Annotated in this window: 8 protein-coding genes and 1 tRNA gene; 2 read left to right on the top strand and 7 right to left on the bottom strand. The window is 72.6% G+C overall.

Annotation, left to right across the window (positions count from 1 at the left end):
- On the bottom strand, positions 1 to 2639 hold a 2639-nt coding region (locus tag ACP4IX_RS32370; RefSeq protein ID WP_426558086.1), incomplete at its 3' end, for a beta-ketoacyl synthase N-terminal-like domain-containing protein.
- A gap of 295 nt (positions 2640 to 2934) precedes the next feature.
- Positions 2935 to 4179 carry a 5-aminolevulinate synthase gene (gene hemA / locus ACP4IX_RS32365; RefSeq protein WP_426558084.1) on the bottom strand — a complete coding sequence of 415 codons (1245 nt, stop codon included), beginning with the start codon at positions 4177 to 4179 and terminating at the stop codon, positions 2935 to 2937.
- Positions 4180 to 4388: 209 nt separating this feature from the next.
- Between hemA and ACP4IX_RS32360 the strand changes: the two genes are divergently transcribed.
- Complete coding sequence (locus ACP4IX_RS32360; RefSeq protein ID WP_426558082.1) at positions 4389 to 5933, top strand: AMP-binding protein; 1545 nt, start codon at positions 4389 to 4391, stop codon at positions 5931 to 5933.
- 7 nt (positions 5934 to 5940) lie between these two features.
- On the top strand, positions 5941 to 7542 hold the full coding sequence (locus ACP4IX_RS32355; protein WP_426558080.1) for a long-chain-fatty-acid--CoA ligase: 1602 nt from the start codon (positions 5941 to 5943) through the stop codon (positions 7540 to 7542).
- Between the two features lie 507 nt (positions 7543 to 8049).
- On the opposite strand, the gene ACP4IX_RS32350 is transcribed toward ACP4IX_RS32355, so the two are convergent.
- The 5 genes from ACP4IX_RS32350 to ACP4IX_RS32330 form a co-directional block, all read right to left on the bottom strand.
- Positions 8050 to 8123: transfer RNA gene (locus ACP4IX_RS32350), tRNA-Pro, on the bottom strand.
- Positions 8124 to 8225: 102 nt separating this feature from the next.
- On the bottom strand, positions 8226 to 9557 hold the full coding sequence (locus tag ACP4IX_RS32345; protein WP_426558078.1) for an MFS transporter: 1332 nt from the start codon (positions 9555 to 9557) through the stop codon (positions 8226 to 8228).
- A 165-nt stretch (positions 9558 to 9722) separates the two neighbouring features.
- Positions 9723 to 10082 (bottom strand): MmcQ/YjbR family DNA-binding protein, encoded by a 360-nt coding sequence (locus ACP4IX_RS32340; RefSeq protein ID WP_426525551.1) that lies wholly within the window; start codon positions 10080 to 10082, stop codon positions 9723 to 9725.
- Positions 10083 to 10163: 81 nt separating this feature from the next.
- Positions 10164 to 10697, bottom strand: a complete 534-nt coding sequence (locus ACP4IX_RS32335) for a GNAT family N-acetyltransferase (protein WP_426558076.1) — start codon at positions 10695 to 10697, stop codon at positions 10164 to 10166.
- Positions 10694 to 11128, bottom strand: a complete 435-nt coding sequence (locus ACP4IX_RS32330) for a helix-turn-helix domain-containing protein (RefSeq protein ID WP_426558074.1) — start codon at positions 11126 to 11128, stop codon at positions 10694 to 10696. Before ACP4IX_RS32330 ends, ACP4IX_RS32335 begins: the two co-directional genes overlap by 4 nt.
- Positions 11129 to 11147: the final 19 nt, after the last annotated feature.

Genomic DNA, 11147 nt, shown 5'->3' with positions numbered 1-11147 from the left:
TGCGCCTCCACCACGTCCACCTCGGACGCCGACAGCCCCGCGTCCGCCAACGCCGCACGGATCACCCGCTGCTGCGAGGGACCGCTCGGCGCCGTCAGGCCATTGCTCGCACCGTCCTGGTTCGTGGCCGAGCCCCGCACCACCGCCAGTACCGGATGCCCGTGACGCCGCGCGTCCGACAACCGCTCCAGCAGCAGCATCCCGACGCCCTCGGCCAGGCCGAAGCCGTCGGCGGCTGCCGCGAACGCCTTGCAGCGGCCGTCCGGGGCCAGACCGCCCTGACGGCTGAACTCCACGAGCATGCCGACCGTGGACATCACGGTCGCGCCGCCGGCCAGGGCCAGCGAGCACTCGCCGGACCTCAGCGCCCGAACCGCGAGGTGCAGGGCCACCAGCGAGGACGAGCACGCCGTGTCCACGGTGACCGCCGCTCCCTCCAGACCGAGGGTGTAGGCCAGTCGGCCCGATGCGACGCTTCCGGTGTTGCCGGTCAGCAGGTGGCCTCCCTCGTCGGCGCCCTGTTCGAGAGGGGGGCCGTAGTCCATGGTCATCGCCCCGACGTAGACGCCCGTCGGGGTCCGCCGCAGGGTGGCGGGGACGATCCCGGCCCGTTCCAGGACTTCCCAGGTCGTCTCCAGCAGCAGCCGCTGCTGCGGGTCCATCGCCGCCGCCTCGCGCGGCGAGATGCCGAAGAACTCCGCGTCGAACTCGGCCGCGCCGGCCAGCGAACCCGCCTCTCGCTGGTAGTACCGGCCCGGCGTCCCCGGTGCGGGGTCGTACCGTCCGGCGGTGTCCCAGCCGCGGTCGTCGGGCAGCGCGGAGACGGCGTCGGCGCCTGCCGACACCAGCTTCCAGAGTTCGTCGGGGCTGCCGACACCGCCGGGGTAGCGGCAGCCCATCCCGACGATCACCACGGGGTCGTCGTCCACGGGCCGCCGCACCGGCTCGTCCGCGTTCGTGTCGGGCCGGTCACCGCTGATCCCGGCGCAGAGGTACGCGGTCAGGGCCGCCGGGGTCGGGCAGTCGAAGACGACCGTCGCCGGGATGCGCAGCGCCGTCGCCGCGCTCAGCCGGTTGCGCAGCTCCACGGCGGTGACGGAGTCGAATCCCAGGTCGAGGAAGGCCAGTTCGGCCGGGACAGGGTCGGACCGCCCGGTCAGCGCGGCGATCTCCTCGCCCACCAGCCGTGCCAGCGCGGCACGCCGCTCCGGTACGTCCATCGCGGCCAGCTCCGTGCGGAGCGCGGTGGCGGCATCCCGGTCACCGCCCGCGCCGTCCGGCCCGCCCGCGTCCGCCGGCCCGGCCTCGGCGAGCGCCGCCAGGGCCGCCGCCGGCAGTTCCCGCACCCGGGCGTGGACCGCGGCGGACAGCGCTTCCCGCTCCAGGGTGACACCGCGCACGTACAGGTCACCGAGCGAGGTCAGGAACCGGCCCGGACCGCCCTGGTCCCGGCGCAGCGTCCCGAGGACGGCGGCCTGCGCGCCGTGTTCCTCCACGCAGTCCGTGAGGGCGGAGGTCAGCACGGTGTGCGGGCTGACCTCCAGCAGGACGCCGTGCCCATCCCGCAGCAGGGCCCCGGCCGCCTGGTGGAACCTGACCGTGTTGCGCAGGTTGCGGCACCAGTAGTCGGCGTCCAGTACCGGGACGTCCAGTCGTCCGCCGGTCAGTCCGGAGTAGTAGGGCAGATCCGGTGTACGGGGCCGCACCGGGGCGAGGTCGGCCCTCATCCGGGGGATGATCGCGTCGATGTGGGGGGAATGGGCGGCCAGGCCCACGGCGATCCGCCGTGCGTGCACCGCGTCCGCGGCCAGGTCGGCGAGGAGTTCGGCCGCGGCGTCACGGTCGCCGGAGACGATCACGGACCGCGGGCCGTTGTGCGCGGCGACGACGAGGCGGCCCTCCCAGCGGCGCAGCCGCGGCTCGACGTCGTCGGCCGGGGCCATGACGGAGACCATGTCGCCCTGCCCGGCCAGGGTCGCCTGGGCCTGGCTCCACAGAGCCACCACCCTCGCGGAGTCGTCCAGGGACAGCGCGCCGGAGACCGCGGCGGCGGTGACCTCTCCGACGCTGTGCCCGAGCACGGCGGCCGGTTCCACACCGTGGGAGCGCCACAGAGCGGTGAGCGACACCGTCACGGCGAACAGCAGGGGCTGCACCACGTCGGCCCGACCCCCTGCGGGTGCGCCCAGCGCCTCCGGGTCGCGGAGCACGTCGATCGGCGACCAGTCGACGAACGGTTCCAGGGCCTGCGCGCACGCGTCCATCCGGTCGCGGAACACCGTGGAGGTGTCCAGCAGGTCCACCGCCATCCGGGGCCATTGCGCGCCCTGTCCGGGAAACACGAAGGCGACCCGGCGGCCGGGCCCGGCGGCGCCCTCCACCAGGCCGGGCATGCTCCTGCCGTCGGCGAGCGCGTCCAGCCGCCGAAGGAATCCGTCACGGCCGTCCGCCACCAGTGCCGCCCGCCGGCTCCCCTCGGAAGCGGTGCGCGCGAGGGTGAGCGCGATGTCCTGGGGGCTCCAGTCGTCACGACCGGCCAGGTACGCGTGCAGGCCGCGCGCACCGGCCGCCAGCGACTCCTTGCCGCTGCCGGCCAGCGTCCACAGCAGCGGTGCTTCCGTACCGTCGGGGTGCGCCATCGTGTCTTCGGACTCCTTCACGGCGTGCAGGACCATCAGTCACCGGACCACGGCGGGGTGCCCGCTCCCACGGGTCGCGCGTCGGCCGGGACGCCTTCGTCATGCCCGGCGTGTACTGCCACCGGACCTGCGACGTCGATCTTGCCGACCTCGCATAGCGGCCCGATATCGCAGGCCGCGACAGGACGCGGGTACGGGGAGCGGGCGGGTCGCGGAGCGACTGGAGCGAGCCGCGCACCCCTCGTGGGGCGGGTCGCGGAGCCGCGGAACAGCCGCGCGCACCCCGTGGGGCGGGTCAGCCGTCCGTTCCGGGGGACCGGTGCGGGCCCGGCGCCCGCGTGACCCCCAGTTCCCGCCAGATCCCGTCCAGTGCCGCGACGAACTGCTCGACCTCCGCGGGCTCGTGGACGGCGCCGGGTGCGCTCCTGAGGATCTCCTGGCCCGCGCGCACGCTCGGCGCGTTGATCGCCTGCACGTAGATGCCGTGGCGTGCCAGCAGCAGGGCGGAGATCTGCCGGGCGAGTGCGTCGTCCCCGACGAAGATCGAGACGATGTGGGACTCGTCGGAGACGAAGGGGATGCCGTGTTCCGTGAGCAGCCGGTGCGTCAGTCGCGCGTTCTCGCGGAGCCGGTCACGTTCCTCGTCGGAGGTGCGCAGGTGCCGGACCGCGGCGAGGGCGCCTGCCACGACCGCCGGTGGCAGGGCGGTGGTGAAGATGAAGGGGCGGGACAGGCCGCGCACCGCGTCGACCAGCTTGGCGGGACCGGCGATGTATCCGCCGGTGGTGCCGAATCCCTTGGCGAGTGTTCCCATGATGACGGTGAACTCGTCCGCGATGCCCAGGCTCGCGGCGATACCGGCTCCCTCCGGTCCGTACATCCCGACCGCGTGAACCTCGTCGAGGAAGGTCATCGCACCGTGCTCGCGGGCGACCCGGGCAATCTCGGCGAGCGGGGCGACATCACCCCCCATCGAATAGACCGACTCCACGACGATCATCTTCGGCCGGTCGGGATCGGTGGCGGATATCAGCTCTTCCAGATGCGCCGTGTCGTTGTGGCGGAAAATGCGCTTTTCGGCGCCGCTGTGGCGGAGTCCGTCGATGATCGAGGCGTGGTTCATCTCGTCGGAGAAGACGACGCAGTTGTCCGGCCGGCCGGCGAGGACTGTGAGGGCTCCGTCGTTGGCGGTGTACCCGGAGGTGAAGAGAAGGGCGTCCGCCTTGCCGTGCAGATCCGCCAGTTCGTTCTCCAGCAGCACGTGGCAGTGATTGGTCCCGCCGATGTTCCGGGAGCCGCCCGACCCCGCGCCGTACTCGTCGAGGGCTTCGCGGGTCGCCGCCAGGACCAGCGGGTGCTGGCCCATTCCCAGGTAGTCGTTGCTGCACCAGACGCTGATCTCGGAGGTGATTCCGTCCCGCAGGCTCCTGGCCGCCGGAAATTTCCCGGCGAGCCGGCCGATCTCAAGGAATTCCCGTTTCGCGTCCGGTGACCCACCTTCCCCCATGTGCCGTGAGAAGAGCTCCAGGTAATGGTTCATGACGACCCTTTTCTCCGAAGACCGAACCGATGCGGGGGCCGAACCGGTAAGAGGTATTGTCTCAGGGCGAAATATCACTTCGATGGCGCGGCCTGCGACAATTCAATACCTCCCGCACATCCGCTTCTTCATTCACACTCCTGGTATATCTGATTTGCGTGTTGTAGGCTCTGCGGAAATTCCTCGACACGGCAACACTGGAGTTTCCTATGCCGTCGAACGAAACGTATGTAAGCCAGATCCTCCAGGTGATCTCCGCGGAACCGGAGAAAGTCGTCCTGTCCTGGCGCGACAAGACGCTCACCGCGGCGGAGCTGACCACCCTGGTCCGGTCGGCCGCGCAGGCCCTGCACCAGCACGTCGGCGGGATCGACGGCGGGGCCGTGGTCGCCATCCTGACCGTCACCAACACCGCCCCGACCCTGGTCCTGCGGTACGCCGCGAATCTGGTCGGGGCCACGGTGGTCCATCTCCACACCACCAACGCGGTCGACCCGGCGGACCACTTGGCCGCCGACGCCAAGCTCAAGGTCCTCCGGGAGACCGGTGCGACGTACCTGGCCGTCGACGCGGAGAACCTCGCGGCCGCCCGAGAGCTGCGCGAGCGGCTGGGCACTCCGCTCGCCCTCGTCGCTCTCGGCGACCTCGGCCCCGATGTCCTGGACCTGACGGCCGGGGACCCGGACGCGCTGGATCCGGCCGGCGTCGAGATCGAGCCCGACCGGCCCGCGGTGGTGACCTACACGAGCGGAACCACCGGTGAGCCGAAAGGCATCGCCTTCGACTTCCGGGCCCGCAACGGTTTCATCTCCGCCGGGCTGCAGATGGGCTGGCGGTCGGTCTACCTGGCCTGCCTCCCGCTGAGCCACTCCAGCGGCGCCACGGCCGACGACTCACTCGCGTCCGGCGGCTCGGTGGTCCTGCGGGACGGCTTCGACCCGGGTGACGCGCTGCGCTGCATCGAGCGGCACGGGATCACCCGGATGCTGCTCTCCCCTCCCCAGCTGTACCTGCTCATGGACCATCCGGAGGTGGGCTCGACCGACCTGTCCCGCCTCCAGATGGTCACGTACGTGGGCTCCCCCGCATCCCCCGAGCGACTGGGCGAGGCGGTCAAGGTCTTCGGCGACGTACTGATCCAGGTGTACGCGACCAGCGAGGCGGGCTTCGTCAGCATGCTCTCGCCCGCCGAGCACCTCGACCCCCGGCTGCGGGTCACGGTCGGCCGGCCGATGTCCGGCTGGGTCCGGATCACCGATCCGGACGACCACCGCGACCTGCCGCCCGGCGAGACCGGCGAGGTCTGCGTACGGTCGCCGTTCACGATGAGCGAGTACGTGGCCGAGCCCGAACTCACCGCCCGGACCGTACGGGACGGCTGGGTGCACACCGGTGACCTCGGCTTCGTCGACGGTGACGGCTACCTCCACCTGCGCGGCCGGATCGGCGAGGTGATCAAGACCAATGGCATCAAGATCCATCCGGTGACCGTGGAGAACGCCTTCCTGGCCCGTCCCGATGTCGTGCAGGCCGCCGCCTTCTGCGTCCGGGACCGGGACCGGGTCGAGCACCTGCACGCGGCCGTGGTGCTGCGCGAGGCGGGCACGGCCACCCCCGACGAACTGGCGGAACACGTCCGAGCCACCCTCTCCCCCAAGCACGTTCCCGCGCGGATCCACGTCCGCACCACTCTGCCCCTCACCGGCGTCGGCAAACCGGACAAGGCGCGGCTGGCCGCGGAAGCGAGCGGGTGAAACCCCCATGACCCTCTCCGTGGCGTCCATACTCGCCGAGTCCGCGCTACGGCGACCGGAGCACCCGGCGGTCGTGGCCGGTACGCGGAAGATCACCTACCGCGAGCTGTGGGACGAGGCGCGGAGGTACGCGGCGGCGCTGCGCGCGCGGGGCATCGGCCCCGACGACAGGGTGGCGCTGCTGCTGCCCAGCACACCGCACTTCCCGTCGGCCTACTTCGGTGTGCTCGCGCTCGGCGCGATCGCGGTCCCGGTCCACGCCCTGCTCCGGGCGGACGAGATCGCATACGTCCTGAAGGACTCCGGGGCGGCGGCGCTGATCTGCGCCGCCCCGCTCCTGGCCGAGGGCGGCAGGGCGGCGGAGACGGCCGGCACGCCCGTGCTCACCGTCATGGAGGGAGAAGGAGAAGGGGACGGGGAAGAGGGGTGCACCCGCGCGCCACGGCTGGACGTGCTCGCGGCGCGGAGCACCCCGATCGACCGTCAGGTGGCGCGCGCCCCCGAGGACATCGCGGTGATCCTCTACACCTCCGGCACCACCGGCCGGCCCAAGGGCGCCCTGCTCACCCATCTCAACGTGGTGATGAACGTCGACACGACCATGCTGTCGCCGTTCGACTTCACCGCGGACGACGTCCTGCTCGGCTGTCTGCCCCTGTTCCACACCTTCGGTCAGATCTGCGGCATGAACACCTGCTTCCGGGCGGGGGCGACCCTGGTTCTGATGCCCCGGTTCGACGGGCCGGGCGCGCTGGACCTCATGGTGCGGGAGGGCTGCACCGTGTTCATGGGGGTCCCGACGATGTACACGGCACTCCTCGACGCGGCCCGCGCCGACCCGCGCAGGCCCGCGCTCGACCGTGCGTTCTCCGGCGGCGCCGCGCTGCCGGTGGCGGTCCTGGACGCGTTCCGGGAGACGTTCGGCTGTCCGGTCCTCGAAGGGTACGGGCTGACCGAGACGTCTCCGGTGGTGGCCTACAACCAGAAGGCGTGGCCGCTCAGACCGGGCACGGTGGGCCGGCCGATCTGGGGCGTCGAGGTCGAGATCGCCAGGGCCGACGTGGAGGGCAGGATCGAGCTGGTGCCCGTCGGCGAGACGGGGGAGATCGTCATCCGGGGGCACAACGTGATGGCCGGCTACCTGAACCGGCCGGAGGCGACCGCCGAGGCCATCGTGGACGGCTGGTTCCGCTCGGGTGACCTCGGCGTCAAGGACGACGAGGGCTACCTGTCCGTCGTCGACCGCAAGAAGGACGTGGTGCTGCGCGGCGGGTACAACGTCTACCCGCGCGAGGTGGAGGACGTCCTGGCCCGCCACCCGGCGATCGCCCAGGCAGCCGTCGTCGGGCTCCCCCACCCCGTCCACGGCGAGGAGGTGTGCGCGGTGGTGAGGGCCCGCCCCGGCACGACGCCGGACCCGGCCCTGGGCGCCGAGATCGTCGCCTGGAGCAGGGAGCGGATGGCGCCGTACAAGTACCCGCGCCGGGTCGAGTTCGTGGACGCCTTCCCCCTCGGCCCCAGCGGCAAGGTTCTCAAACGGGAGCTGGTCGCCCGGCTGAGCACCGCGGACCCGGACAGGCCGCCGGACGGTCCGCGGCGCCCGCACTGAGGGCGTACGAGGGCATCCGCGAACGCTCCCTTGTCTTCACACGGGGACCCGCCGGGGTGTCCGGGGCGGCCCTCATTGCCCTTGCGGGCAGTCCTGAACGAGTCGTGGACCACCCGATCGGTGAGCGTTTCCGCTCCGGTGTCGGTCAGGGCCGGCCGTACGAGACGCTCGATGCCCTCCGTGACGGACTGCTCCGACGCCCGATGGACGATGGGGGCTGGTACGACCTCGGAGTCGTGATCGGCCGGTCGCTTCTCCTGGCCGACGCCCGGTATCCGACGAGCGACCTCGCCGCTTGCCCGCGTGCAGGTCTCCCGGCGAGCGCCGTCGGCGCACCGGACCGACGTGGTTCGCCGACGCGAAGCCCACGTACACGTCCTTCGCGGAATCGCCGGCCACGGTTCACTGACCACCACAAGGACACCGGCCCTCAACCGGTCCCCAGGAATGATCAAGGGCCGGTTTCGGATCGCTCCGAAACCGGCCCTGATCTGCGACTGTCTCCAGTCGGGACGACAGGATTTGAACCTGCGACCCCTTGACCCCCAGTCAAGTGCGCTACCAAGCTGCGCCACGTCCCGCTGCCCGTCTGACCTGGGATTTCCCTGGCCGAACGCGCAGGAAAACCATACCGCACTCGGACCCGTGGTCGCGCATCGCGTTCCGGGGGCACCGTCTGCCGGTCAACGCTTCTCCGTACGGGACCGCAGGGGCAGGGCCGCCGTGCGGCCGGAGTCGTCCGCGGCCGCGTCGACCCGCACCAGACCGCGTACCGCCGGTATCAGGAGCAGGGCGGCGCAGACGGCGAGGCTCGTCGCGCCGGCCACGAGCAGCACATGGTCGGCGCCGACGGCCGAGGCGGCCGGGCCGGCGAGGGCCTGGCCCACGGGCATCATCGCGAGCGAGCCCGCCACGTCGTAGGCGTGGATGCGGTTGAGGACGTCCGGCGGGACCTGGGTCTGCACGCTGGTCGCCCACATCACGCCCCAGAAGGACATTCCGGCCCCGGCGACGGCGGCGCCCGTCGCCATGGCCGGTACGCCGAGACCGGCTCCGACGCTCGCGGGGAAGGCGGCGAAGCCGACGAGGGCGATCGCCCCGGCGCGCAGCATGCGGCGAGGCCGCAGCCGCAGTGCGAGGAGCCCGCCGACGACGGTGCCGGCGCCCAGGGCGGAGTTGACCAGGCCGTAGGCGCGGGGGCCGTGCTCCCGCACCACCTCGGTGGCCACCAGCGGAACGGTCGGACCCCAGACGGCGATCATGTAGACACCCCAGACGGCGATGACGCCCCACAGCCACCGACGGGAGCGGAACTCCCGCCATCCCTCGACCAGATCGGCGCGGAAGGCCTTCGTCCCACGGCCGGCCACCGCCCGGCTGCCCCGCGCGAGCGGGGGCAGCCGGAGCAGCAGCAGGCACAGCGCGCTGACCGCGTACGTGGTGGCGTGGGCCGCGAAGACCCCGCCGGGTGAGGTGAGGCCGACCAGGAGGCCGGCCACCGCGGGGCCCGCGAGCTGGGCGGCGGACTCGGCGACCCTTATCGCGCCGTTCGCGCCCTGTATGTCGGAGGCGAGCCGGGTCACGGTGCCGGCGACGCCGGGCTGGAACACGGCGCCCGCGACACCGTTGACGAACCCGATCGCGCAGATCTGCCACAGCACGACGTGTCCGGAGAAGAAGAGCACGGCTGCCAGGGCCTGGGTGCCCAGCCGCACCAGATCGGCGCCGATCATCAGCTTGCGGGTGCTGAAGCGGTCGGCGAGGACCCCGCCGAAGATCACCAGGCCGGCGAACGCGGCGGCCGTCGCGGCCATGGCGAGGCCGACCGCGCCCGCCCCGTACCCGTGCTGGAGCAGACCGGCCGCGAGTGCGACGGGCAGCATGGTGTCGCCCAGCCGGGCGACGGCCCGCGCGGCGAAGAACAACGCGAAGTCCCGCGACCACACGGCTCGTCCCGCCCGCGTCCCGCCCGTCCTCTCACCCTCGTGCGTGGACTGCGACGACGTCCCTGACATCCCGCGCTCCCCTCCCCCGGGCGGCCCGCGGCGACCACCCCCGTACCACCGCTGCCCACTCCCTGCTCACGTCGTACGTCCGGCAGCCGGAGCCCCCCTCCGGCTCCGGCTGCGACGCAAGCCTTCGGATCATGCCACGGGGCACTGACAACACCCGAAGGGTTTTCAGCCCCCGGCCGGCAGCCCCAGCCGGGGGTGGGCCTCCAGCAGCCGGGGCGGGGCCGCCTGGCGCCAGGAGTCGGCGAGGATGTCACGCAGCTCGTCCTCGCCGTCGAGGGCCGCGAGGCGGGCCCGCACCCAGGCGAACTGGGCCTCGTGGCCGGCGATCCAGAACTTCTCCGGCTCGGCCAGCACGAGTTCGGTGCGCTCCTCCTTGGGGCAGCGCACCGCGATGGAGGTCTCGTCCTCGGGCAGCGTGGCGAACATCTTGCCCGCGACCCGGAACGTGGGCATGCTCCAGGCGATCTTCTCCGTCGTGTCCGGCAGGGACAGGGCGATACGGCGTACGTCTTCTGCGTCCGGCATGTCAGGCACCGTAGCCGCCGCCACTGACATTGACAGTGGTAGGCAGGTTCCGGTGGTCGTGGCTCCGCCACTGACTGGCAATCACCCGGCGGCGGCCGGCGGGCCGAGCTGCTTGAAGTAGAGCGTCGTCGGCCTCAGTTCCCCGCCCGGGTCCGCCGCGTAGTCGGGGATCGTCCCGGCCCGGGTCCACCCGGCGGAGCGGTAGAGGCGTTCGGCGGGGCTACCGGTCTCGGTGTCCAGGTGGAGCAGGGTGATGCCGGCCGCCGCGGCCGCCTCCTCGGCGGCGGTCAGGAGCCCGCGGCCCAGGCCCCGGCCGCGGGCCGTGCGGGAGACCATCAGTGTGACCAGCTCGGCGCGGTGGCGACTGTTGGGCTTGTCGGGCAGGGCGAGGCTCACGGTCCCGGTCACCCGCTCCCCCTCGCACGCCACCCAGACGGCGAGCCTCCCGGTCGCCACGGCGGCGGCCCGACCCCGCCACCAGGCGACGGCCTCGGCCCGGTCGAGCGGCGCGAGGAAGCCGACCGAAGCGCCGCCGTCGACGGTCTCGGTGAGCAGGTCCGCCAACCCCTCCAGCAGGCCGGTCAGTCGGTGCTCGTCCACGCGGCCCACCATCACGGCAGCACCACCGCCGGCACGTGGCGCACGCCGTCGGGGCCGGCGCACCGGAACCTCGTCGGCCCCGCGAGCCGTCCCCCGACGAGTCCTGCGCGCGGCCCGGCGTGCGGCGGGGACACCGAGCGGCGCACGAAGCCGGCGGACCGGTCCTCCCGCAGGGGCTGCTCGGCGGCCCGTACCACCGGCGCGGGTTCCCCCTCGACCTCGCTGAGCAGCCGGGACAGGGTGCGTCCGTGGACCGCGCGGAGGCGGTTCAGGACGGAGGCGGTGGGGCTGGTCTCCGCGCGTTCGGCCCGGCAGAGCGTGGACCGGCCCACTCCACTGCGCTCCGCCAACTCGCCCGGTGACCGGCCTCGTTCGGCGCGCAGCTCGGCCGGCCGGGTGGCGGGCCGGCCGTCCACGGGATCGGGAGCGTCATCGGCGTCTCTCATGTCCGGGACGCTATCCCGC

Source organism: Streptomyces sp. WG5 (assembly GCF_049974565.1).
Taxonomy (GTDB): domain Bacteria; phylum Actinomycetota; class Actinomycetes; order Streptomycetales; family Streptomycetaceae; genus Streptomyces.
The sequence above is the reverse complement of the archived record's forward strand: the minus strand, read 5'-3'. Positions and strand labels throughout refer to the sequence as shown.